This is a genomic window from Turicibacter sanguinis (assembly GCF_013046825.1).
In the GTDB taxonomy this organism is placed as follows: Bacteria; Bacillota_I; Bacilli_A; order MOL361; family Turicibacteraceae; genus Turicibacter; species Turicibacter sanguinis.
On record NZ_CP053187.1, the window covers coordinates 2,667,031 to 2,690,440 of the forward strand.

Annotated in this window: 25 protein-coding genes and 1 other annotated feature; of the genes, 2 read left to right on the forward strand and 23 right to left on the reverse strand. The window is 35.1% G+C overall.

Features of this window, described 5'->3' with window-relative positions:
* The first annotated feature begins 80 nt into the window (after nt 1-80).
* The gene (locus HLK68_RS12930) at nt 81-1,367 is read left to right on the forward strand and encodes an ISL3 family transposase (RefSeq protein WP_155077852.1); all 1,287 of its coding nucleotides are present in this window, start codon (nt 81-83) and stop codon (nt 1,365-1,367) included.
* Between the two features lie 112 nt (nt 1,368-1,479).
* Here the strand turns inward: HLK68_RS12930 and HLK68_RS12935 are convergent, their stop codons facing one another.
* The 7 genes from HLK68_RS12935 to HLK68_RS12965 are packed head-to-tail and all read right to left on the reverse strand — an operon-like array spanning nt 1,480 to nt 5,857.
* The gene (locus HLK68_RS12935; protein WP_006783362.1) at nt 1,480-2,205 is read right to left on the reverse strand and encodes a class I SAM-dependent DNA methyltransferase; all 726 of its coding nucleotides are present in this window, start codon (nt 2,203-2,205) and stop codon (nt 1,480-1,482) included.
* Nucleotides 2,205-2,549: a ribosome silencing factor gene (gene rsfS, locus HLK68_RS12940; RefSeq protein ID WP_006783361.1), complete on the reverse strand. Its 345-nt coding sequence runs from the start codon at nt 2,547-2,549 to the stop codon at nt 2,205-2,207. The genes HLK68_RS12935 and rsfS overlap by 1 nt, the downstream gene beginning before the upstream one ends.
* 14 nt (nt 2,550-2,563) lie before the next feature.
* Nucleotides 2,564-3,118 carry a bis(5'-nucleosyl)-tetraphosphatase (symmetrical) YqeK gene (yqeK, locus tag HLK68_RS12945; RefSeq protein ID WP_006783360.1) on the reverse strand — a complete coding sequence of 185 codons (555 nt, stop codon included), beginning with the start codon at nt 3,116-3,118 and terminating at the stop codon, nt 2,564-2,566.
* A 9-nt stretch (nt 3,119-3,127) separates the two neighbouring features.
* Nucleotides 3,128-3,421, reverse strand: coding sequence for a ribosome assembly RNA-binding protein YhbY (gene yhbY, locus HLK68_RS12950; RefSeq protein WP_006783359.1), 294 nt, complete (start codon nt 3,419-3,421; stop codon nt 3,128-3,130).
* Nucleotides 3,408-4,196 carry a shikimate dehydrogenase gene (aroE, locus tag HLK68_RS12955; protein ID WP_006783358.1) on the reverse strand — a complete coding sequence of 263 codons (789 nt, stop codon included), beginning with the start codon at nt 4,194-4,196 and terminating at the stop codon, nt 3,408-3,410. The genes yhbY and aroE overlap by 14 nt, the downstream gene beginning before the upstream one ends.
* A gap of 16 nt (nt 4,197-4,212) precedes the next feature.
* The gene (gene yqeH / locus HLK68_RS12960) at nt 4,213-5,322 is read right to left on the reverse strand and encodes a ribosome biogenesis GTPase YqeH (RefSeq protein ID WP_006783357.1); all 1,110 of its coding nucleotides are present in this window, start codon (nt 5,320-5,322) and stop codon (nt 4,213-4,215) included.
* A 10-nt stretch (nt 5,323-5,332) separates the two neighbouring features.
* Nucleotides 5,333-5,857 carry a YqeG family HAD IIIA-type phosphatase gene (locus tag HLK68_RS12965; protein ID WP_006783356.1) on the reverse strand — a complete coding sequence of 175 codons (525 nt, stop codon included), beginning with the start codon at nt 5,855-5,857 and terminating at the stop codon, nt 5,333-5,335.
* Nucleotides 5,858-6,014: 157 nt separating this feature from the next.
* Between HLK68_RS12965 and sigK the strand changes: the two genes are divergently transcribed.
* The gene (sigK, locus tag HLK68_RS12970) at nt 6,015-6,704 is read left to right on the forward strand and encodes an RNA polymerase sporulation sigma factor SigK (RefSeq protein ID WP_006783355.1); all 690 of its coding nucleotides are present in this window, start codon (nt 6,015-6,017) and stop codon (nt 6,702-6,704) included.
* A 28-nt stretch (nt 6,705-6,732) separates the two neighbouring features.
* On the opposite strand, the gene HLK68_RS12975 is transcribed toward sigK, so the two are convergent.
* The 16 genes from HLK68_RS12975 to mnmA form a co-directional block, all read right to left on the reverse strand.
* Nucleotides 6,733-8,658 (reverse strand): NAD(+) synthase, encoded by a 1,926-nt coding sequence (locus HLK68_RS12975; protein WP_006783354.1) that lies wholly within the window; start codon nt 8,656-8,658, stop codon nt 6,733-6,735.
* Nucleotides 8,655-9,242 (reverse strand): nicotinate (nicotinamide) nucleotide adenylyltransferase, encoded by a 588-nt coding sequence (gene nadD / locus HLK68_RS12980; RefSeq protein ID WP_229040201.1) that lies wholly within the window; start codon nt 9,240-9,242, stop codon nt 8,655-8,657. The genes HLK68_RS12975 and nadD overlap by 4 nt, the downstream gene beginning before the upstream one ends.
* Nucleotides 9,243-9,364: 122 nt before the next feature.
* On the reverse strand, nt 9,365-10,054 hold the full coding sequence (mtnN, locus tag HLK68_RS12985; protein WP_006783352.1) for a 5'-methylthioadenosine/S-adenosylhomocysteine nucleosidase: 690 nt from the start codon (nt 10,052-10,054) through the stop codon (nt 9,365-9,367).
* 57 nt (nt 10,055-10,111) lie between these two features.
* Nucleotides 10,112-10,582, reverse strand: coding sequence for a transcription elongation factor GreA (gene greA, locus HLK68_RS12990; RefSeq protein ID WP_006783351.1), 471 nt, complete (start codon nt 10,580-10,582; stop codon nt 10,112-10,114).
* 66 nt (nt 10,583-10,648) lie between these two features.
* Entirely contained in the window at nt 10,649-11,269 is a 621-nt protein-coding gene (gene udk, locus HLK68_RS12995; protein WP_006783350.1) for a uridine kinase, read from the reverse strand.
* 42 nt (nt 11,270-11,311) lie between these two features.
* Complete coding sequence (locus tag HLK68_RS13000) at nt 11,312-12,586, reverse strand: peptidase U32 family protein (RefSeq protein WP_006783349.1); 1,275 nt, start codon at nt 12,584-12,586, stop codon at nt 11,312-11,314.
* A gap of 21 nt (nt 12,587-12,607) precedes the next feature.
* Entirely contained in the window at nt 12,608-13,543 is a 936-nt protein-coding gene (locus HLK68_RS13005; RefSeq protein WP_006783348.1) for a peptidase U32 family protein, read from the reverse strand.
* A 44-nt stretch (nt 13,544-13,587) separates the two neighbouring features.
* Nucleotides 13,588-14,238: an O-methyltransferase gene (locus HLK68_RS13010; protein WP_006783347.1), complete on the reverse strand. Its 651-nt coding sequence runs from the start codon at nt 14,236-14,238 to the stop codon at nt 13,588-13,590.
* Between the two features lie 21 nt (nt 14,239-14,259).
* On the reverse strand, nt 14,260-15,351 hold the full coding sequence (gene mltG / locus HLK68_RS13015; RefSeq protein ID WP_006783346.1) for an endolytic transglycosylase MltG: 1,092 nt from the start codon (nt 15,349-15,351) through the stop codon (nt 14,260-14,262).
* A 73-nt stretch (nt 15,352-15,424) separates the two neighbouring features.
* Entirely contained in the window at nt 15,425-15,718 is a 294-nt protein-coding gene (locus tag HLK68_RS13020; protein WP_006783345.1) for a DUF1292 domain-containing protein, read from the reverse strand.
* Between the two features lie 21 nt (nt 15,719-15,739).
* Nucleotides 15,740-16,171, reverse strand: a complete 432-nt coding sequence (ruvX, locus tag HLK68_RS13025) for a Holliday junction resolvase RuvX (RefSeq protein WP_006783344.1) — start codon at nt 16,169-16,171, stop codon at nt 15,740-15,742.
* Nucleotides 16,168-16,434, reverse strand: a complete 267-nt coding sequence (locus HLK68_RS13030; protein WP_006783343.1) for an IreB family regulatory phosphoprotein — start codon at nt 16,432-16,434, stop codon at nt 16,168-16,170. Before HLK68_RS13030 ends, ruvX begins: the two co-directional genes overlap by 4 nt.
* Nucleotides 16,435-16,499: 65 nt before the next feature.
* Complete coding sequence (gene alaS / locus HLK68_RS13035) at nt 16,500-19,121, reverse strand: alanine--tRNA ligase (protein WP_055164854.1); 2,622 nt, start codon at nt 19,119-19,121, stop codon at nt 16,500-16,502.
* A 47-nt stretch (nt 19,122-19,168) separates the two neighbouring features.
* Nucleotides 19,169-19,381: a binding site (T-box leader), on the reverse strand.
* A 126-nt stretch (nt 19,382-19,507) separates the two neighbouring features.
* On the reverse strand, nt 19,508-19,675 hold the full coding sequence (locus HLK68_RS13040) for a hypothetical protein (RefSeq protein WP_006783341.1): 168 nt from the start codon (nt 19,673-19,675) through the stop codon (nt 19,508-19,510).
* A gap of 86 nt (nt 19,676-19,761) precedes the next feature.
* Entirely contained in the window at nt 19,762-22,182 is a 2,421-nt protein-coding gene (recD2, locus tag HLK68_RS13045; protein WP_055164856.1) for an SF1B family DNA helicase RecD2, read from the reverse strand.
* Between the two features lie 17 nt (nt 22,183-22,199).
* Complete coding sequence (gene mnmA / locus HLK68_RS13050) at nt 22,200-23,333, reverse strand: tRNA 2-thiouridine(34) synthase MnmA (RefSeq protein ID WP_009607292.1); 1,134 nt, start codon at nt 23,331-23,333, stop codon at nt 22,200-22,202.
* Between the last annotated feature and the right edge of the window lie 77 nt (nt 23,334-23,410).

Genomic DNA, 23,410 nt, shown 5'->3' on the forward strand with positions numbered 1-23,410 from the left:
TGGCATCAAAAAAAGAGACATCAAGTCTCTATCCTGTTACAATGTTATCGGCTAAAACAATATTGAAAGGATAATTTTTGATGTCTCACTCATATTCTACTAGAAAATTTTTAAATATTAAAGATAAAAATATCATCTTTCCTGAAGATTATTTTGAAGAAGTTAAATTAAATGGGATCACTAGCTTTGTTTTTAAGGGAATCTTATCTTACCAACCCACCCATTGTGAACACTGTGGAACTCTTTTTGATTCCAATTTTAAAAAGCATGGGTTTAAAACTTCTCGAATTATCATTCCAAAAGTATCACTCCATGATACCTATTTAGTTTTAAAGAAACAGCGTTATTATTGTGGGCATTGTCAATCCACCTTTACATTAAAAACATCTATTGTTGAAAAGAACTGTTATATTTCTTACAATACGAAACACGCGATTGCTTTAGAAGCTCAAAATAAAATTTCAGAGTGCGATATTGCCCGTCGCCATCAAGTTTCTCATTCAACCGTTAATCGGATCATTCATAGCTTTTATGAATCTCAAACTTTGAACTTTAATGATCTACCTGAAAATCTTTGTTTTGATGAATTTAAATCGGTAAAATCGGCTGAGGGTCATATGTCTTTTATCTTTTGTGATGCAGATACCAAGCAGATTATTGATATCATTGAAGATCGACGCTTAACCTCTCTTCAGACTTATTTCAAGCGATACACAAAAGAAGCTCGTGCGCGTGTGAAACATATTGTCACTGATATGTACGCCCCTTATATCAGTTTGATTAAGGAGCTTTTTCCTCATGCCAAAATTGTCCTTGATAAGTTTCACCTCGTTCAACATATCTCCCGTGCACTCAATAAAACACGTATTCGATTAATGAAAAAATTCAAAAAACATGGTCGTAAATTCAAACGTTACTGGCGACTATTTTTAAAATCACATACCCTACTCGATACCACAACTTATCGATCTGTTTATTGTTTTAAGCAACCGATGCGTGAAATAGATATCTTAAACTTCCTTCTCGATTTATCACCTGAATTAAAAGCAACTTATGAGCTTTATCAAGATTTACTATTCGCCATTCAATCGAAAAATGTGAATCGATTTAATCACTTACTTGAAACAGAACATCCAATGATTTCACCCGAACTTCAAACATCTTTTCAAACCTTTAAAACCTATACTTCTTATATCTACAATACTCTGACTACTCCCTATACTAATGGTCCTATTGAAGGAATCAATAATAAAATTAAAGTCATCAAACGTATCGCGTTTGGATATCGCAGCTTCTATCATTTCAAATCAAGAATTCTTATGATTCAAAATCTAACTAAACCCAAAAGAAAAATCCTAGCAGCATAGCTACTAGGATTTCAATTCGGTCGTTCATTATAATAGGTTACAAATTAATCAGCAACACTATTTGACAAAGAACCAAAATAAAAAAGACTTGAGAATAACTCTCAAGTCTTTTTTATTTTTGTGCGACAAAGATAATTCGTTCTGACTCGTCTGTTGGCGCCTGATCTAAGAAATCAGCTGAAATTTCTAAAATTTTAAATCCAACATCTTCAAGCATTTGAATATACTCTTCAATCGCAAACGTACGTTGGTAATGTGTTTCTTCAAAACGCTCATAAGTCTCACCTTGACGTTTAAAGAACGTTAATTCATGTTCAATCGAATACGGATATTTTCCCTCACACACGTGCCAAATATACGTTAAATCAGGATTCGTGTCTGCAAATAAGTAATCATTGAAAATCTCAGTCATTTTGTATAATGAATGCACATCAAAAATTAACACGCCACCTTCTTTTAAACTCTCGTATAGATGTCTAAATGTTTGGAAAACTTCTGTATCTTTTTTCAAGTAGTTTAATGAATCCACATAAATCACAGCTCCATCAAAACCACTAAATCCTTCTAGACGACACATGTCTTGTTGAACGTAATGAATGCCAAGACCTTCTGCTAACGTTTTTTCATAGGCAATCGCCAACATATCTTCTGATAAATCAATACCTGTGACATCATATCCTTCTTTTGCTAAAAGAATTGAAATGGTTCCCGTTCCACACCCAACATCTAAAATACTTGAGCCTTGTGGAAGGTACTGCTTCGTTTTGGCCATCCATTTACTATACGGAACATCTTGCATTAAGATATCATAATAATAAGAAAAAGCCTCGTAAGCCATTATGCTAACATCCCTTCAACGTCAAGGCGAGGAACATCTCTCCATAATTTTTCTAAGTTATATTCAAGACGCGTTTCAGGTGTAAACACATGAACAATAACACGTCCAAAATCGGCTAAAATCCATTGTGCAGCATGGGCACCTTCAATACGTTTTAATTCAAGTCCAGTTTCTGCTTCTAAATCTTTTAATTCGCGTAAAATTCCCGCTGCTAAACGATCATTTTTAGCTGTTGTAATCACCATGTAATCATAAATGGGTGAAAATTGTTGCATATCTAATACAACGATATCTTCTGCGTGTTTTGCGTCTAAAGCTTTAACGATTGTTGTTAAGTTTTCCAAATAAATCAACTCCATTATAAAAAATTACGATAATAATCATAAGCAGCCAAAGTATCAGGATGAATCGCTCCTTGATTTTTTGAACTTAAGTAGGCGACTGTATCCGATAAAGTCTTAGCGACTGCCTGATCTAAATTTTTAGTGGCAAGGTCTCGAATGACCTCAACCCCCGGTTGCGTACGCCCCGGTTCAATATAATCTGCTAAAAAGACAATTTTCTCAAGATCCGTCATTGCTGCTTTTCCTGTTGTATGATACTTGATTGCATTTAAAATCTCTTCATCTTCAATTTGACACGCTTCTTTAGCGACAATAGCTCCTACCGGTGCATGCCACACGAGCGGAGAATAGGCTAAATAATCTGTTTCATGTGCCTGAATTAACTTTTGCTCCAAGATTTCATTTGATAAATACTTTGCAATATCATGCAATAAAGCGGCCGTTTGTGCCTTTTGCACATCCGCATTAAAACGCTTTGCCAACTCGACACTACTCTCACATACACCAAGTGTATGTTGATAACGTTTAGCTGGCATTTGCTGTTTAACGAAAGACTTCAATTGTTCCATAGCATCTCCTTATTTAGGTAATACGATTTGTTTTTTCTTGCGAGATTGTTTGTATAAAATAATCGTGCGTCCAATCACTTGAACGACTTCTGCCTCTAAAACATCGGCAATATCGATTGCCATTGTCTTAGGTTCTTCTAAACAGTTTTGTAACACTGAAATCTTAATTAATTCACGCGCCTCTAGTGCATCTTCAATCGTTTTAACTAACATTTCATTGACACCATTTTTTCCGATTTGAATAATCGGCTGCATGTTGTGTGATAATCCTTTTAAATAACTTTTTTGTTTACCTGTTAACATATAGTTCCACCTCTAATTGCTGCTTCATCATCGTGCGATTGGCTTCTTGATTAAACCAAATCTCAAAGGCTTTTGCGCCTTGAATCAATAACATGTCTAACCCAAATTCATAGCGACAATTTAATTCTTTTGCACGCTTTAGTAAGGTTGTCAACTTTGGTTTATATATTAAATCCATCACGACATGATTCGAATTTAAATTCTTTAAATCAATCGGGCATTCACCTTCGATTAATCCAACAGATGTCGTATTGATGATACATTGGTACGATTCTAACTGCTCACCTGCTTGTACTAAAGAAATTGAATTGTCACATATATCCTTTGCTTTGTCAAGTGTTCGATTCGCAATGGTAATATTTTGATAACCATTTTTGATTAATGCAAAATACACGGCGCGGGCCGCCCCACCTGCTCCAAGAATTAAAATAGACGCGTCAAGTTTAACGTTTAAACCTTGAAAAGATTCAAAAAATCCATCCACGTCCGTATTATATCCCATTAACTTCCCATTCACATTTTTAACCGTATTAACGGCTCCAATCGCTTTGGCAATGGGATCAACATCATCTAAAAATGGAATAATCATCTGTTTATATGGAAGGGTCACATTAAAGCCGTCTAACTGCTTTAAATCCTTCATTTCTTTTTCTAAATTAAGCACTTGCTTCAACTCATAGCTTGCCTCAATGCCCAATGCTAAAAAATTAGCTCGGTGCATACAAGGTGACAAACTATGCACAATGGGATTTCCAATCACAGCGAATCTTTTCAACGAACGTCCACCTCCTTTAAATTAAAGAAGGGCGAATCATCACTCCAACACCTTTTGGCGCATAAATATTAATATCTTGCCCTGTTCCTGATAGTGTGAACCATCCCAGTCCTGAAATCACTAAATCCGTTTTTTCATGACCGATATGGAACGTATGTTTTTCCATCTCCATTAGTTGATCATTATCCATCGCGACAGGCTTTAACACGGCCCCTGCCTGAGTTGCCCAAAGGTGATCTGCTTTTTCAAGTTTGGTGCGGTGAATGTGTAATTGATTAGCAAAGTGAGTCACAAATGATGTGCGTTCTCCTTTCACAAAATCCATACGAGCCAATCCACCTACGAATAACGTTTGCTCTGCATTTAACTGATAAACACCGGCTTTAATTTCTTTTTTAGGTGTGATTTCTTTTAAAACTTTCGGTGTCACATAATGGGCTAACTGATGTTCATTAATAATCCCTGGTGTATCGACAATAGCTGAACAATCATCTAATGGAATTTCGATAATATCAAGCGTTGTTCCTGGGAAGTGAGACGTTGTAATAATATCTTCACGCTCCTCTGTGAAACGTTTGATGATACGATTGACTAACGTTGATTTTCCAACATTCGTACATCCTACAATATACACGTCACGTCCTTTACGATACTTTTCAATCATTTCCATTAATTCATCAATTCCAAACCCTTTACCGGCACTGACTAATGCCACATCTAAAGGTTTTAATCCATATTCTTTTAATGAACGACGCATCCAATGGTTTAATTTCGTTTTATTTACTGATTTAGGAAGTAAATCAACTTTATTACCAACTAATAAAATATCATTTCCATTAATATGACGGCTTAACCCTGCTACCATACTTCCTGAAAAATCAAAAATATCCACGATATTGATTACTAAAGCATCTGTCTCTCCAACACGTTGTAGGATTTTTAGGAAATCATCACTTGTTAAGGCGACATCTTGCACTTCATTATAGTGTTTTAATTTAAAACAACGTTGACAATAAATAATTTCATTTTCCATTTTTGAAATACTTGAGGCTGGCGTATATCCAATTTCTTTTGGATTTTCAGTTTGAATCGTTGCCCCACATCCAATACATTTTAATTCTTCCATGATGTTCCTCCTACTGCTTATCTAAATACGTTGGAATTGGTAAGTTACGCTTTTTTAATTGGCTCACAACATAGCGCTCTAGTTTTCGATTGAACTTGGTGCTGCTCTCATCGGCTGATAAGACAATGGGTTCTACTAATATCGTATAAAGACCTAATCGTTTAGAGACTAAGACATCCGTCATGAGTTGATCACCCATCATCACCACCTCAGATTTTTGATGATTTTTTAAAACACGACGTAATTTAATCGTTAAAGGTTTTAGTGATTTGTGATGTGCGACAATCGATAAATCTTTTGCAAATGTGGACACACGTTCTTGATTATTATTAGACACAATAATCACTTCAAACCCTAATTCCTTAGCCTGGTTTAAAAAGGTAATAATTTCTGGTGTCGGTAACGCCACATTGGTTCCGACTAATGTATTATCTAAATCTGTTAAAATGACTTTTTTTCCTTGTTGTTTTAATTTATGTAAATCAACTTCAAAAACACTTTTAACATATTCATCCGCTACGAAATGTTTTAACATCGATTACTCCCCTTTCTCATGATGATTAATTGAATCAGACATTCAAAATTTGACGTATTCATTTAATTTTATCATAAATTCACGATTGTTTTAAGTCTATCGACACGAACTTGTGCATATAATCTACTAAGATTACCTGATGAGGAGGATTATGCCTATGTTTTTACTTCAATTTATTGTCTCATTATTTTCCAACTTGATTCCACTTATGGGATCAATTAGCAATCAAGCGTTTCCTAATCCTCTATCTGCTGAAGAAGAAGAGCACTACTTAACCTTAATGGCTAACGGAGACAAGAATGCACGAGAAAAATTAATTGAACACAACTTAAGACTCGTGGCTCATATCGTAAAAAAATATCAAAACCAAACGGATGACAAAGAAGATTTAATTTCTATTGGAACCATCGGTCTAATCAAAGCAATTGACTCTTTTTCACCTGATAAAGGAACTAAACTGGCCACCTATGCTGCAAGATGTATCGATAATGAAATCTTAATGCTCTTTCGTTCTACCAAAAAGATGCGCAATGATGTCTCATTATACGATCCCATTGGATATGATAAAGAAGGAAATGAAATTTGTCTGATTGATGTCGTCAAAGATGAAAATAAAGACTTAAACGATATCATCATTCAGCAATTAGCGTTCGAAAAAATTGAAAAAAACTTAAAATCATTAACCCAACGTGAACGAGACATTATCGTGAGACGTTTCGGACTTGAAAATCATGAGGAAGAAACTCAACAAGAAATCGCGAAATCCTATGGAATTTCAAGAAGTTACGTCTCTCGAATTGAAAAACGAGCGTTAATGAAGCTCTATCGGGAATTTATCAAAAATTAATAAAAAGGAGGGATGATCCCCCCTTTTTTTATGATAAACGACGGCGATACTCCGCATCTGATGGCATACGCCAATCAGTACGTGGCGATAATGAAATATCTAAAACTTTTGGTCCATCTGGTAAGGCTGAACGTTTAAATTGTTGAGAGTAGAAACGACGATAGAAAATTTGTAGATATTCTAATAATTTTTCCTCATCAAAATCATCTTTAAACGCGATTTTCATTAAATCAAAAATACGATCCTCTGTATCTCCATTGTTTAACATATGGTATAAAATAAAATCGTGAATTTCATATTTTCCAATAATTTCTTCGGTATTTTGCTCCGTATTTAATAACTCTGGTGAAATGGGTGTATCTAAAATATCTGCTAATGTATATTGTAATAACTCTGCATCTTCAGCATTGTTTGTTAACGTAGCACTTTCAAGTAACATAAACTGTTTCACCATGAACTTGACTAATGTTTTTGGAACACCCGCATTAATAGCATACATCGACATGTGATCGCCATTATACGTGCACCAACCAAGTGCTAATTCAGACATATTACCCGTTCCTAATACTAATCCGTTCATTTTATTTGCTAAATTCATTAAAATATTCGTACGTTCCCTTGCTTGAGCATTTTCATACGTAATATCGACTTGATTTGGATCATGCCCAATCGTTTTAAAATGAGATAAGACAGATTCTCTTAAATCAATATCATGATGCGTCACTCCGAGCGTTTTCATCAAATTATTTGCATTTGTATTCGTACGATTTGAGGTTCCAAAACCACGAATTGTGTATGCAATAATATTTTTTCGAGGTAAGTTAATTAAATCAAACGTTTTAGCCGCTAATAGTAGCGCTAAGGTTGAATCAAGACCACCTGAAACCCCAATCAATAACGTTTGGGCTTTTGTATGAATCATACGTTTAGCGAGTCCTGCCACTTGAATATTCATAATTTCTTCAAACGATTCTTTTTCTTCCACTTTAGGAACAAATGGGGTCTCATCTAATGGCTTTTCAAACGTATATTCATCATTTACCACTAATGTAAAAGGAACACGTTGAACATAGGCCATATTATCTTCTCCACTTTGTCTAAATGGGGTTGAACGACGACGGTTAAATTGAATTCTTGAAACATCAATGTCTGCAATCGTCATATTAAGTTCATCACGTGAGAATAATTCAGATTCTGTCAAAATTTCTCCAATTTGAGAAATGATGCTATGTCCTGAAAACACGCCATCGGTTGTTGATTCATAAACACCTGATGAACAATACACATAACCAGACACAAGTTTAGAACTTTGGACTCTCACTAAGTCTCGACGATAACGACTTTTTTGGAATAATTCATTACTTGTTGAAAGATTTAAAATGATATCTGCTCCATTTAAAGCTAATCGAGAACTTGGAGAAGAAGCAACCCATAAATCCAAACAAATCTCAACGGCAAACGAAACATTGTGCAATTCATTTTCAAAAATTAAATCCCCAAATGGTACCGTACGATTTAGGTAGTTAATTTCATCAAAATGACGAACGATTTCATGGCCACGTGTAAACCAACGACCTTCATAAAATTCACTATCATTTGGTAAATAATACTTTGGAATAATTCCTAAAATTTCATTCTTCTGAATCACGACAGCACAGTTATATAAATTACGATGAATTGAAATTGGAGCTCCTACCACGACAATCCCATCAAATGGATTTTTTTCAAGCAAGAGTTCAATCGCACGATTAACATCTTGTAATAAGTAAGTCTGTAATAATAAGTCTCCACACGTATAACCAGAAACAGATAATTCCGGGAAAACTAAAATTCCTAATTGTTTTTGTTTTGCGACTTCTAAAGCTTTTAGCATCACTTCAACATTGGCTATTGGATTTCCAACTGATACACGTGGAGAAGAAGTTCCAACTTTTATAAATCCATTTTTAATCATTTTGATTCACCTCGTCCATATAAATGATGCGCATGTACATATGCATCAACCTCTTGTAAAACTAGTTTATCGTTCTTGACATCTTGACGATATTGTGTGGAAGAAACATCCATCTCACCAAATGAATCTAAAACAATAAAACGTTCGATTTGCTCCTTAAATAAGGTTTGAATCAAATCATCCACGTCAATATCGTCCCGACGAAAGACAATGATTTTAAAATAACGAATTAATTCGTCTGCTTGCACCCAATTGGGCAAATCTTTTAGGTTATCTGCTCCAATGACAAATCCAATGTCATCATTCGGATATTGTTGTCGAAAAAGGCTTAACGTTTCAAAACTTGTTAAGACATGATCCGCCTCTACTTCTAGTGTGCTAACAGAAGTTCGTTCTAACTTCGCACAAAGAAGCTTTAACATGTCGACACGAAACTTCGCCTCAATCAATTCTTTTTTAGGATATTGATCCCCTACGGGTAAAAAGAAAAAGTGTCGACAATCAAGATTTTTCAAAATATGTTTAGCAATATTATAATGAGCAATCGTAGGGGGATTAAATGAACCTCCAAAAACAACTAACATCATTCATCACTCCGTTTCCTAAACATTTGTATTATGAACCCAAATAAGTTTTCTAATCGAATTTTTATAAAATAAAACAATCGAACAGTCAAAGTGCGACGCTCGATTGTTTCCATACCTAATTAGATTAAAGAAACTAATTCAGTAACCATTTCTGATGACTCTTTTGCTGCAACTTCAATAAATTCATTAAATGAAATATGTGATTCTTTTCCTGCAATATCTGAAAGAGCACGTAAAATAATAAATGGTTTTTGGTATTGATGACAAACTTGAGCAACCGCAGTTGCCTCCATTTCAATTGCTACAACATTTGGACAATTTTTCTTAATTAATTCCATTTGATCTGGTCGATTAATGAATGAATCTCCTGTTCCAATTTGCCCCATCCAGTAAGTTTTATTCGACTTTTCTAACACTGTTTTCGCTTTTTCGACCAATGTCGCATCTGGCGTAAAAATGGCTGGCATCCCCGGAACTTGTCCATACGCATAATTAAATCCTGTCACATCAACATCATGATAAATAGCTCCATCAGAAATCACGACATCTCCAATATTAGCCTCAGGATGTAATCCTCCAGCTGATCCTGTATTAATAACAGCCTCAATATCAAAATGTTCAAATAATAAAGTAGTGGCAATCGCAACATTAACTTTCCCAATTCCACTTCTTAATAACACAACTGATGTTCCATTTAATAAACCTTTTGTAAACTCAACATGTGCAATGGTTTTAACTTCTTCTACCTCCATTGCCTCACGTAAAATCGTTACTTCTTCTTCCATTGCGCCGATAATTGCAATTGTCATATTAATCCACCTTTTTTCAAAAAATATAAAAAAGAGCTGCTTAAAAGCAGCTTCAAATTACTGAACGTCAAGAATAACGACTGTGACGATTCCTTTTGGAGTTGAAACCATTGCAACGTCTCCAACACGTTTCCCCATTAATGCCTGTGCAATTGGTGATTCATTAGAAATTTTAGCTTCAAATGGGTTTGCCTCTGCACTACCAACGATTTTATATGTCATTTGCTCATCAGTTTCTTCTTCTTGATATGAAACTGTTGAACCAATCGTAATGACTTCACTATTTTCATCTGATTCAATGACAACCGCATTTTTTAAAATGTATTGTAATTCTTGAATACGCTCATAAACCATGGCTTGTTCTTCACGAGCTGCATCGTACTCAGCATTTTCCGAAAGGTCACCTTGTGCGCGTGCTTCTTGTAACTTAACTTTAATTTCTTCCATGCGCACTTGTTGTAAGTGATCTAATTCATCTTGAAACTTTTTAATCCCCTCAAGGGTTAAATGTTGTTGTTTTTCTTTCATGAAAAATTCCTCCGTATCAATAAGAACCTTGTTGATTGATAATATCAACTATTATTATACATGAACTTAGGCATTTAATATACTATTTATTTTAGTGATTAGTAAATCAATGGCAACGGTATTTGTTTTCCCATCTGGAACAATGATATCCGCATATTTTTTAGTCGGCTCAATGAATTGTTGATGCATTGGCTTTACTGACTCTGTATATTGTGAAATCACGGATTCAATGGTACGTCCACGTTCTGTTGTATCACGTAATAAACGACGAATAAAGCGAATATCATCATCTGCTTCAACAAACACTTTAATGTCTAATAAATCACGAATTTGAACATCTTCTAAAACAAATAAACCTTCCACAATAATAATTTTAGTTGGTTCAATTTTTTCAGTTAACTCACTACGTGTATGTTGAGTGTAATCATAAATTGGCTTTTCAATTGAATAACCTAACATTAATTTTTTTAAGTGTTTAACTAATAACTCATTGTCCATTGATAATGGATGATCATAGTTTGTTTTCACACGCTCTTCTAATGTCATATGACTTTGATCATTATAGTAATCGTCTTGTCTTAGTAAAGTAATGGTACGGTCTGCAAATGCATCATATAAAATCGTTGAAACACTTGTTTTTCCTGATGCCGTTCCACCAGCTACACCGATAATTAATGGTTTATTCATGATAGTCTCTTCCTCTTCTTGTCTTTATTATTAGCAATATTTTTATTTCTCATTCACCACATGCTTGCGCATCATATCATTTGGATATAGTTTAAATGGTACTTTAAATTTTAAAATTTGCTTTGGATGTCTAGCAACGTCTAAAGCCTCGCCTTTTTCATCAAATAATTCTGTAATCGTCATGATTTGAGTGTCAATTTTAGGACCAAAGAATTCGACGCGCTCTCCCACACGGAAATGATTTCGTTGTTGTAATGTCACTTCATTGGTTTCTTCATTATAATCTAAAACAAGTCCGATAAACTCTTGAGTTGGATGCTCATCACGATTATTAAACATTTGTTCTTCATGAGATGGAATCCCTTCAAAGAATGCTGGCGCTGTTTCACGGTTAGCACATTTTGATAATTCGACTAATAAGGCTTCATTGAAGACAAAGTTATCTGGATCTTCACAATATAAGTCAATTAATTTGCGATAGGTGCTCACAACGGTTGCAATGTAATGAATGGATTTCATGCGTCCTTCAATTTTCAAACTATCAATTCCTAATTCAATCATTTCAGGAATTGATTTCAATAAATTTAAATCCTTTGGACTCATCGCAAATTTAATGTCATCTTCTTTGAATAAGCGTGTGGTTTCGTTTTCTTGTTCTTTGACTAAATCATATTCCCAACGGCAAGATTGACAACATCCTCCACGATTTGAATCGCGTGCTGTCATATGATTTGATAAGGTACAACGTCCAGAATAAGCGATACACATCGCACCATGAACAAAAGCTTCAATCTCAACATCTGTTTTATCCATGATTTCTTTAATTTCTTCTTTTGTTGTTTCACGGGCTAATACAACACGATGTAAGCCCTCTTGTTCCCAAAACTTAATGGCCATGTAATTCATCGTGGATTGTTGTGTACTTAAATGAACCTCAACATTTGGTGCGACACGTTTACATGTCTCAATAATTAATGGATCCGCCACAATGATTCCCGCTACACCGATTTCACCTAAAGCAGTTAAATAGTCTTCAAGTCCCACCATATTCTCGTTATGAGCAATAATATTCGTGGTAATATAGATTTTTGAACCATATTGATTGGCAAATTCAACTCCCTCTTTAATTTCTTCAAGAGAGAAGTTTTGAGCATTTGAACGTAGTCCAAATTCGCGTCCACCAATAAAAACTGCATCTGCACCATACATCACAGCAATTTTTAATTTTTCAAGTGATCCGGCTGGAGCTAATAATTCTGGTTTTTTAACGATGACACGTTTTCCATCAACAATTGCTGATACTGGAGTTCTCGCCATAGTGTCCACCCCTTTTTAATATTATTTATGTTTATAAATTGAAGGTTTATAGAAGAAACCTCGATCTAACTGTCGATTATTCGGTTGAATTTCTTCTAATTTTTTGTATAAGGCACGCCCTATTTGATTGTATTTCTCACGATTTTCAATACACATGTCAATGGCTAAACGGTAAGCTTTTGTGACATTTAATAAATACTCACTTGATTTCAATACGCCATCGATACGGAAACTATCCACACCAACCTCAATAAATTCAGCTAAATCATCAATCATGCAAACATCGCTTCCATTGAAAATATGAGTTCCTTGTTGATCTTCAAAAATAGGATAATATAGCTTTCGCTCTGGATCAAATAATTGTAGCCCTTCTTCACGCGTCTGAACTTTTTCTACAACTTGTCCTTGGAATTTTAAATAATTCCCCACTAAATTGCGTCGAGAATGGAACATACAAATCGCACCATGAACTAAAATCTCAATCTCACCTTTAGCGAATGTTTTTGTCTCAATAACAGATTCTTTCATCATTTCAGGTGCTAAAACCGTACGTTCTACCCCACGATCATACCAATAATTTACTGTGAAGTAATTGGTTCCTAATGTTTCACTACTCCAATGAAGGCTCATCTGAGGCGCTACTTCTTTAGCAATCATGTAAGCCCCTGGATCTGAAAAGCGAAGCGCATCAATCGGTAATGATTTTATTTCTTGAATATATGTTTTCAAATCATCTAACAAGCTATTTGGCATTAAAGCATTGATAGCAACATATACTTTTTTATTATATTGCTTAATTAACTCAACGGCTTCACGTAAATCATTTAATTTGAATTCACCAGCTAAACGTAATCCAAATTTTTCTTCACCAATGATAAACGCGTCTGCACCTGCCTCAATTAAATCTTTAATCTCATGGATATCATGAGGTGTTACAATCAATTCTGGTTTTTTCATTTTATCAACTCACTTTATCATTTATGACAATATACGATTATAAACTACTTTAGCTTTCTTTTCAAACTAATTGCTACGCCATCACCAATTGGTAATAACAGGGTGTCATAATCTGGATGATTGGCTAACCAATCATTATAACGGTTAATTTTTCGAACTAACTGTTTTAAATTACGGCTTTGTTTTTGATTATTATCAAAAATATGACCATGGAATAATAAATTATCGCTAATAATCATTCCATCTTCTTTTAATAAAGGTTCATATTTTTCAAAGAACTTCTGATATTGAGCTTTAGCTGCATCAATAAAAATAACATCAAATGGAGCATTAGGAATGTCTTCATTCAAAATTTCTAATGCATCTGCTTTAATTAATGTCACTCGATCTGAGATGGTACTACGTGCGTGATAATTAACAGCCTCTTTATAACGGGATTCATCACGTTCAATCGTCACAACATGACTCTGTGGTAAATGGCGCGCCATCATTAAAGAGGAATAACCGATAGCAGAACCTATTTCTAAAATAGTTTTAGGCTGCTTAACTCGTAGTAATTGTAACATTAATTCAAGACCCTGATCTTGAATGATCGGAACATCATGCTCCTGTGCATATTGTTTCATTTCTAATGATAAGTCATCATGTTGAATTGTTTTAAATCGACTCATTAGTTCTATTAATTGTTCATTCATTGCTCTACCACCTAGTTGAGATTACTGACATACATTTGTGCCCGCTTCATATGAAGGAAGTAAATAGTTTCGATAAAATTTCATATGTTCTTCATATGTTTCAAAGAAATGAGTTTTACCATCTACACATCCATACATGTCAGCTATAAAATAATAATAGTTATTTTCATCAGGATGTAACACGGCTTTAATAGCCTCAATTGACGGGCTACTAACAGGTCCAATTGGAATGCCTGGTGTCACATATGTATTATAAGGGGATTGTACTTTTGTCATCGCTTCCGTTACACGCTCATTATGTTCATCTAAGGCATAAAGTACCGTCATATCACTTTGTAAATACATACCTGAGTTAATACGATTAAAGAAAACACCAGCTACTATTGGCATTTCTTCTACATTTTGAGTTTCTCCTTCAATGACTGACGCTAGCGAAAAGACTTGATGAATATTAAGCGATGCTTCATCAAACCAAGACTTCACCGGTTCTAATTTCTTTGCTGTCACATCTAGGATTAAGTGTGTGACTTCATCAAGCGTATACACTTGATCTAAAAATGAATAAGTAGCTGGATAAAAATAGCCTTCTAACGGATATCGAATCCCTTCTTTTAAAATATCATCGGTCAAAAACCAATATTCATTCACTAATTGTTTCAAATAATCAATATTTTTCCACTCATTTAAAATATCTTCAGCACTTAAATCAACAATTAAAGATAAGCTAGCTGCTATATATTCTAAATCATAACCTTCTGGAATCACCACTTTTGTGGTATTCGCTTCGACAACATCTCCACTTTCAAATTTTTGATACATTTGCTCTAGTGTCATGGAAGGGGATAACTCATACTCTCCTGCTTGAATATGCGACCAATCATTTAATTTAACAATCAAATTTGCCATCTCGGGATGCTCAATCAATCCAAGTTCTGCTAACTCGCGATTCACACCCTTTGTTGATGTTCCAGGTTGAAGGGTATAATTCATCACTGTTTCATCACTCGGATTCACCGGCTCTTGGGTTTTGACATAAAGGATTCCTAAATACCCCAAAATCCCAGCTAATGCGACAATAAGTGTTATAACGATCCCTAGGATAACCTTCCTCATCTTATCTTCACCTCTACATTATATACACACAAAAACGGACTTAACGTCCGTTTTCGCATCTATTAGATTTTAATTATTCTGCATCCTCATCTTCTTCAGCTAAGAATGTATTAATCACTTCTTCAATCATATCCCACTCAGCATCTGTTTCAACTGGTAATAATTCTCCACCCTCGTTGTTTTCACCAGGGATGTAAGCTGAAACATGTAAATCTACATTTCCTTCTTCATCTTCATTTTCTGCTCCTGCTGGGTAGTAGACAACATATGATTTGTTATAATCATCTGAATCAAATGTAAATAAAATTTCACATAATAATTCATTTCCATTTTCATCGATTACTGTTAATTGATTTTCATCTAACATTTTGGTCACCTCTTATAAGATTTACACGAATGAACGTGCTTGATTTGAATCTAAATAACTCTGTAAAATAATGGTTGCTGCCATTTTATCAACCACTTTTTTTCGCTTATTGCGACTAACATCAGCTTGAATGAGGACACGTTCAACTTGCATAGTAGTCAATCGTTCGTCCCATAGAATAACCGTGACATTCGTTGCTTCTTCAAGTTTCTTAGCAAACTCTTGTGTCACTTGTCCTCGTTCTCCAATCGAACCATTCATATTTTTAGGTAACCCTAAAACGATTTTCGAAATTTTATGAGTTTTTACTAATTCTTGAACGTGTTGAATTGCTTTTTTATAATGATTTTCCTCAAATCGGAAAGTCTCAACACCATGGGCCATCATTCCAAGGGCATCACTAATGGCGATTCCACACGTGCGAGTTCCTAAATCTAATCCTAAAATTTTCACTTTTTCGTCTCTACAAACTTTTCAAGTAAAACTTCAATGATTTCATCACGTTCAATTTGCTGAATTTTGTTTCGAGCCCCTTGATAGCTCGAAATATAAGCTGGATCTCCTGAAATTAAGTATCCAACCACTTGGTTAATCGGATTATAACCTTTTTCTTTTAATGCATCGAATACATCTGTCAAAATAATTTCAACCGCTTGATTTTGGTTCAATTTATTTTGTAGTAAATCGTCTAGCATCATTGTTTGATTCGAGATCATGCAACTCACCACCCATAAATAGTTCTTAACTTTATTTTACAATAATGTTAATGGGATGAAAAGAATTATAAATTATTTTTTAACCATTCATCGACATTCTTTAATGCCTCTTCAATTTTTGTTGCATCTTTAGCGCCGGCTTGAGCCATATCTGGGCGTCCGCCTCCGCCTCCACCACAAATCGTTGCGACTTCTTTAACAATTTTCCCTGCATGTACCCCTTGTTTCACATAATCTGGCGTTACACCACAAGAGATTGCAACCTTACCATCTACTGCACTTGCTAACACAATAACTGCCGATGATAACTGTTGTTTAAATTCGTCAACCATTTGACGTAAATGGTTCATATCCACATCAACTAAGTTCGCAGTTAACACTGTAATTCCTGCTACCTCACGTGTATTATTAACAATTTCCTTCATTTTTAAATGAGATAATTTAGATTTTAATGAATCATTTTCACGATGCGCTTCTTTTAACTCATCTAAAATCCCTTCAACACGTTCTTCAAGTAATGCTGGTTTTGTTTTTAATGTCTCAGATACCGCTGCAAATCGTTCAATAAATGAATTCATGTATTGATAAGCTCCCTTACCCGTCACCGCTTCAATACGTCGAGTTCCAGCTCCAATTCCTGATTCTGAAATGATTTTAAATAAACCAATTTCAGAGGTGTTTGAAACATGACATCCACCACAAAGCTCAATGCTATAGTCTCCTGCTTTGACAACGCGTACCGTTTCACCATATTTTTCACTAAATAACGCCATTGCTCCCATTTGCTTTGCTTCTTCAATACTTTTTTCAAACACTTCAACTGGAATAGAAGCCCAAATCTTCTCGTTAACAATCGCTTCAATACGTTGTAATTCTTCTGACGTCAACCCTTGCATGTTGGTGAAGTCAAAACGTAAACGATCAGCAGATACTAATGATCCAGCTTGGTTTGCATGCGCACCAATAACATCTTTTAATGCTTGGTGTAATAAGTGAGTCGCTGTATGATTTTTTGTTAAATCTAAACGATTCTCAACTTGAACTTGGCAAACAACCTCATCATTTAATGATAATGTTCCGTCTACTTGTACACTGTGTAAATGCTGTCCATTTGGAGCTTTGATAACATCTGTTACCATCACATTTGCAGCAGAGGTTGTCATCATCCCTGTATCTGCTACTTGTCCTCCACTTTCAGCATAAAATGGAGTAGTATCTAAAATGACTTGTCCAGCTCCAGTTAATGAATCAACCACTTCCCCATTTTGTAGTAATAAAATAACGTTTGATGTTGTTGATAATTGATGATATCCTACAAATTTAGAAGGGGTTTTAAAGCTCATTAAAGCAGCATTCTGTGAATGCATACTTTCAACATCTTCACGAGCATTACGAGCACGTTCACGTTGTGCTTCCATTTGGGCATCGAACCCTTCTTTATCAACTGTAAATCCAGCTTCTTCTGCATATTCTAAAGTTAATTCATATGGGAATCCGTACGTATCATATAACATGAATGCGTCTTTGCCACTAATTGTTTTATCTTCACATTTAGCAATTAAATCCGTCAAGATTTTTTCTCCATCTGCTAATGTTTGACGGAAGCGATCTTCTTCAGATTTAATCACTTTTTGAACTAACTCAATTTTATCGCAAACATATGGGTAATAATCTTTCATAATATCTGCTACAACAGGAACTAATTCATACATGAAAGCACGATCAATTCCTAATTTTTTTCCATAACGAACAGCACGACGTAATAAACGGCGTAAGACGTATCCGCGTCCTTCATTAGAAAGAAGTGCTCCATCTGCTACTGCAAAAGTTACCGTACGAACATGGTCAGCGATCACTTTAAATGCCGTTGCTGTTTCTTGTGTATATTTTACACCAGACATTTCTTCCGTCGCACGAATGATTGGCATGAATAAGTCTGTGTCAAAGTTTGTTTCAACGCCTTGAATCACACAAGCCATACGCTCAAGACCCATTCCAGTATCTATATTTTTATTTGGTAACATAGGATATTCACTACGATCTAATCCTTCTTTTGAATTATATTGAGAAAATACAATGTTCCAAATTTCAATATAACGATCATTTTCAATATCTTCTTCTAATAAACGGATTCCAATATTTTCTGGATCATATTTTGTTCCACGATCATAGAAAATTTCAGTGTTTGGTCCACATGGTCCTTCTCCGATTTCCCAGAAGTTATATTCTAATTTCACAATGTGATCAGGCGAAACACCTAATTTGATCCATAAATCATATGTTTCTTGATCGGTTGGATAAACGGTTACATATAATAATTCTTTATCGAATCCAAACCATTCTTTTGATGTTAATAATTCCCATCCCCATGTCACTGCCTCTTCACGGAAATAGTCTCCAATCGAGAAGTTTCCTAACATCTCGAAGAACGTATGATGGCGAGCCGTTTTCCCAACATTTTCAATATCGTTTGTACGAATTGATTTTTGAGCATTTGTAATACGTGGGTTATTTGGAATTTCACGTCCATCAAAGTATTTTTTTAAAGCTGCAACCCCACTATTAATCCATAATAATGAAGGGTCATTAATTGGAACTAATGGTGCTCCTGGTTCGATCATGTGTCCTTTTGATTTAAAGAAATTTAAGTACATTGAACGAATCTCTGATCCTGTCATGTATTTCATTTTGTTCACCTCTTTTAAAAATGAGTATAAAAAAAGCCCTTATTTGATATAAGGACGTATTGAACGCGGTACCACCTTAATTTTGTTTTTTAAGTAAACTAAAAAAACAACTCTTTGAAACAGATAACGGCGAAAACCGACAGACTTTAACTGTACTCCAGAAGTAGCTTTCGAGCATTGATTGTTAGGATTTATCTCAGCCAAGAAATCCCTCTCTGTGAAACGTTCAATTTTCTACTTTCTTCTATCAACATTTTGTTATTCGACTCTATTTTATCGATTTTATCAAGATGTTTCAAGCTTTTTTTATCCAATTTGATAAATTATTAAATTGAAAAGAAAGCTTATACACAAAAAAGAACTCTCTCGATTGAGAGAGTTCTTTTTTAAAATGGCATTCTATCGTGTAGGTAGTGTTGCCAACAATCCATTTGCTTACGATATTTTCTAGATTGTTTTTTAAATTGTTTTTGATAGTAACGAGGATCTTCATAATACATAAGTGTTGCCACTAAAGCCATTAAAAACATAACAAGTACAAGAATTTTCTTCATCATTTCACCTCAGTTCAAAGATTACAATCTTTAGTTTGAGTGATTTATGATTTTTTATGTTATCTATCTGCACAAAATTTAATCAATTAATCCATTAAATCATACGGTGTGATCCCTTCTAATCCTTCTTCATCTAGGTAATCAAATGGAATATCATGTTCTTTAAAATAATCAGCAAAAGGATTTTCCTTTATCGGTTTTGTTTGATTTAGTTGAAAGCGAAGTTTCAACGTCGTTTGACGTTCTTCTCCCTCATTTTTAACCCCCTTCTCAAGTGCTAAATACTCTCCAATGATAATTAAAGATTTTTTAGCCCGTGTAATGGCGGTATAAATCAACTTTTTTTGTAACATGACGTGATAGGCATGCGTAATCGGTAAAATAACAATCGGATACTCAGACCCTTGTGACTTATGAACCGACACGCAATAGGCATGCGTTAAATTTTGAAGATCGCCCTTTTTGTACGTCACTTCCTTAGTTTCAAAACAAGCAATTAACTTCTCTTCTTTATCATCATTTTCATTTTTATAAGAAATTCCAATGACTTCTCCAACATCCCCATTCATAATTCCTGTTTCCGGATGATTGGCTAATTGGAGTACCTTATCGCCAATTCGAAAAACCTTGGATCCAAATGTCATTTCTCGCTTATCATCTGCTGGTGGATTGAAAATATCCTGTAACATCACATTCAGATTGTCAATCCCACAATCCCCACGGTACATGGGAACTAAAATTTGAATATCACTTGCTGTATATCCTTTTTGAATGGCATTTAGAACAATTTGTTTTAGATAACTTGCAATCACCTGATGCCCACATTCAACATATAGACGATCCGGCTTTTTATCTTTAAGATCCGTTGGGAGATGATTATTTTTCACTGCATGTGCGAATGAAATAATGGACGAATCCTGCGCCTGTCGATGAACCGTTTCAAGCCGTGTCAGAGGAATCACACCACTTTCAATTAAATCTTTTAACACCTGCCCTGGTCCCACAGAAGGCAATTGATTATCATCACCGACAATAATCACTTGCGCACCCGTTGGAATGCTTTGAAATAATTGAAAGGCTAATAAGGTATCAAGCATGGAGCTTTCATCGATAATAATTAATTTATATTCCAGTTGAGCATATTCATCATGTTGAAAAACTCCATCTACTCCATACCCAAGTAAACGATGAATGGTAGATGACTTTAAGCCCGTTGTTTCACTCATTCGTTTAGCAGCTCGACCAGTAGGCGCTGCCAAAGCAATGGGATACTTTTTCTCACTTGTTGCATATTTAGACGGATCTAAATCCACATCGTGTAACATCGAATACGCCTTTAAAATACCTTGAACAACTGTTGTTTTTCCTGTTCCCGGGCCACCCGTGATAATGCTAACTGGTTCCTTTAACGCCATCAAAATCGCTTCTTCTTGTTCTTTTGAATAGGTAATAGCTAATTCTTTTTTTAATTCGTTTAAACATTGTGGCGCTTTCTCTTGATTTTCAACTTTAGACGTTAAAAGTCGCTCTATAGAATCAACAATCCCTTTTTCACTATTGACAAGCAACGGAATAAATAAAAAGTCCCCTTCGATATAAATTTTTTTCTTTTTAATCAGTTCATTAATTTGAGATTCAATTTGCGCAAAATCCAGAAGCTGGGTTGATTTTTGATTTAAATACTGTAAAGCACTTTGAAGCAACTGCTTTTGGTACACATACGTATGACCTTTTTGGATGGCAATTTGATCAATGACATAAAGCAAAGCCGCACGAATTCGACGTGGATCATCTAATGAGATCCCTAGACGTCTTGCAAGCTCATCTGCTTTCAAAAACCCAATCCCCTCAATATCATCAATTAAACGATACGGATTTTCATTGATAATTTCAAGGGCCTGATATTGATATTTTTTGAAAATTTTCATGACTAACTTAGGACTTAAATCATAGCCGTAAAGAGGAGCTAATATCTGTTCTGTCCCCTGTTGATCAATCAGTGTCGAATAAAGTTTATCTGCTAATTTTTTGGATAATTTGGGCACCTCATCAAGCGCCTGTCGATTACGTAAAATGACATCGATAGCATTATCACCTAATACATCCACAATCTTTTCAGCTGTTTTTTGTCCAATTCCTTCAAAAATATCACTACTCAAATAATGAACAAGCGAAGACTTCCCTTGCACATTAACCGAATCATAAGACGTGGCTTGATATTGCCAACCATAACGAGGATGTTCAATTAACTTCCCCTTAAAGCGGTATGTTTTATGTGAAACGAGTTTTGGAAAATAACCCGAAATCGTAATTTTCTCATATTTTTTATGCTCACTTAACCCTAGTTGATTCACTATCTTATCATCAACGGGTTTTAAAGCTTTTTGCATTAAATCTAAATCTTCACCATGTTCTAAGACAAGTAGCGTTCCAATTGAGAAGCCATTATCTTCATTAAAAAATATATAATCTAAAAAAACACCTTTAATGTATCCGGCTTCTCCCATCCTCACAAACTCCTCTCTTAGTATTGGCGAGCCTCTTTATCTTTATATGCAACTTCAATACGCCCTCCACCTAAACAAACCTCATCTAAATAAAAGACAGCCGCTTGCCCTGGCGTCACCGCACGAACAGGTTCTAGCATTTTAACGTTTAAGGTTTCATCATCAATCCAAGTCAATTCAACCGGAATATCAGGTTGACGATATCTAAATTTAGCCGTACAACGATAAGTTCCAACAAATCGCTCACTTGGAATCCAGTTAACATTTGAAACTAATGCTTCATCCGCATAAACGTATTCATGATCAAATCCTTGTCCGACTAGTAAAACATTATCTTTTAAATTCTTCCCAATTACGAACCAAGCATCCCCTTTTCCGCCGATTCCAAGACCTTTACGTTGTCCAATCGTATAATACATTAAACCGATATGCTCCCCCACAACTTCTCCCTCTAAAGTACGCATCTGTCCAGGTTGAGCGGGTAAGTAGTTTTGTAAAAACTGTGTAAAGTTACGTTCCCCAATAAAACAAACTCCCGTTGAATCCTTTTTCTTTGCCGTTGCTAGATCTAATTTCTCTGCAATCGCACGAACTTCAGATTTTTGCAATTCACCAACTGGGAATAACGTTTTACTTAGCTGGGCTTGTGTTAATTGACTCAAGAAATACGTTTGATCTTTATTATTATCAAGCCCACGTAACATTTGAACTTCACCCTCATGTGAAACACGTGCATAATGTCCCATCGCAATGTAATCACATCCAAGATTCATTGCATAATCTAAAAATGCCTTAAATTTCACTTCTTTATTACACATAATATCTGGATTTGGTGTACGTCCAGCACGATATTCATCTAAAAAGTACATGAAAACACGATCCCAATATTCTTGAACGAAATCGACGCGGTGTAGCTTAATTCCTAATTGATCGGCCACTGCTTTTGCATCATTATAGTCAACTTCTTGTGGGCACACCTCATCATTTAGCGTTGGGTTTCCTAAAACGTCAGCATTAGCTGCACTATCCCAGTTACGCATAAATACACCTTCTACTTCGTAACCTTGCTCTTTTAATAAATACGCTGCGACTGATGAATCCACACCACCAGACATCCCAACGATGACTTTTTTACCTTTATTTGCACTCATGTCTGAGACCTCCATTACAACATAATCAAAACATAAATCTTTACTACATAATCTTAAACCTCAGGAAGATACTTTTA

Excerpts from the sequence above, each read along its gene's own strand:
- HLK68_RS13040 (WP_006783341.1), bottom strand. The coding sequence starts at position 19,675 with ATGAAGAAAATTCTTGTACTTGTTATGTTTTTAATGGCTTTAGTGGCA.
- mltG (WP_006783346.1), bottom strand. The coding sequence starts at position 15,351 with ATGAGGAAGGTTATCCTAGGGATCGTTATAACACTTATTGTCGCATTA.
- nadD (WP_229040201.1), bottom strand. The coding sequence starts at position 9,242 with ATGTTAGTTGTTTTTGGAGGTTCATTTAATCCCCCTACGATTGCTCAT.
- HLK68_RS13005 (WP_006783348.1), bottom strand. The coding sequence starts at position 13,543 with ATGAAAAAACCAGAATTGATTGTAACACCTCATGATATCCATGAGATT.
- HLK68_RS13030 (WP_006783343.1), bottom strand. The coding sequence starts at position 16,434 with ATGATCTCGAATCAAACAATGATGCTAGACGATTTACTACAAAATAAA.
- HLK68_RS12965 (WP_006783356.1), bottom strand. The coding sequence starts at position 5,857 with ATGTTAAAACATTTCGTAGCGGATGAATATGTTAAAAGTGTTTTTGAA.
- HLK68_RS12930 (WP_155077852.1), top strand. The coding sequence starts at position 81 with ATGTCTCACTCATATTCTACTAGAAAATTTTTAAATATTAAAGATAAA.
- HLK68_RS13010 (WP_006783347.1), bottom strand. The coding sequence starts at position 14,238 with ATGAATGAACAATTAATAGAACTAATGAGTCGATTTAAAACAATTCAA.
- mtnN (WP_006783352.1), bottom strand. The coding sequence starts at position 10,054 with ATGACAATTGCAATTATCGGCGCAATGGAAGAAGAAGTAACGATTTTA.
- greA (WP_006783351.1), bottom strand. The coding sequence starts at position 10,582 with ATGAAAGAAAAACAACAACATTTAACCCTTGAGGGGATTAAAAAGTTT.
- yqeK (WP_006783360.1), bottom strand. The coding sequence starts at position 3,118 with ATGGAACAATTGAAGTCTTTCGTTAAACAGCAAATGCCAGCTAAACGT.
- HLK68_RS12975 (WP_006783354.1), bottom strand. The coding sequence starts at position 8,658 with ATGATTAAAAATGGATTTATAAAAGTTGGAACTTCTTCTCCACGTGTA.
- udk (WP_006783350.1), bottom strand. The coding sequence starts at position 11,269 with ATGAATAAACCATTAATTATCGGTGTAGCTGGTGGAACGGCATCAGGA.
- HLK68_RS13000 (WP_006783349.1), bottom strand. The coding sequence starts at position 12,586 with ATGGCGAGAACTCCAGTATCAGCAATTGTTGATGGAAAACGTGTCATC.
- sigK (WP_006783355.1), top strand. The coding sequence starts at position 6,015 with ATGTTTTTACTTCAATTTATTGTCTCATTATTTTCCAACTTGATTCCA.
- HLK68_RS12935 (WP_006783362.1), bottom strand. The coding sequence starts at position 2,205 with ATGGCTTACGAGGCTTTTTCTTATTATTATGATATCTTAATGCAAGAT.
- recD2 (WP_055164856.1), bottom strand. The coding sequence starts at position 22,182 with ATGGGAGAAGCCGGATACATTAAAGGTGTTTTTTTAGATTATATATTT.
- yqeH (WP_006783357.1), bottom strand. The coding sequence starts at position 5,322 with ATGGAAGAATTAAAATGTATTGGATGTGGGGCAACGATTCAAACTGAA.
- yhbY (WP_006783359.1), bottom strand. The coding sequence starts at position 3,421 with ATGTTAACAGGTAAACAAAAAAGTTATTTAAAAGGATTATCACACAAC.
- alaS (WP_055164854.1), bottom strand. The coding sequence starts at position 19,121 with ATGAAATACATGACAGGATCAGAGATTCGTTCAATGTACTTAAATTTC.
- mnmA (WP_009607292.1), bottom strand. The coding sequence starts at position 23,333 with ATGAGTGCAAATAAAGGTAAAAAAGTCATCGTTGGGATGTCTGGTGGT.
- HLK68_RS13020 (WP_006783345.1), bottom strand. The coding sequence starts at position 15,718 with ATGTTAGATGAAAATCAATTAACAGTAATCGATGAAAATGGAAATGAA.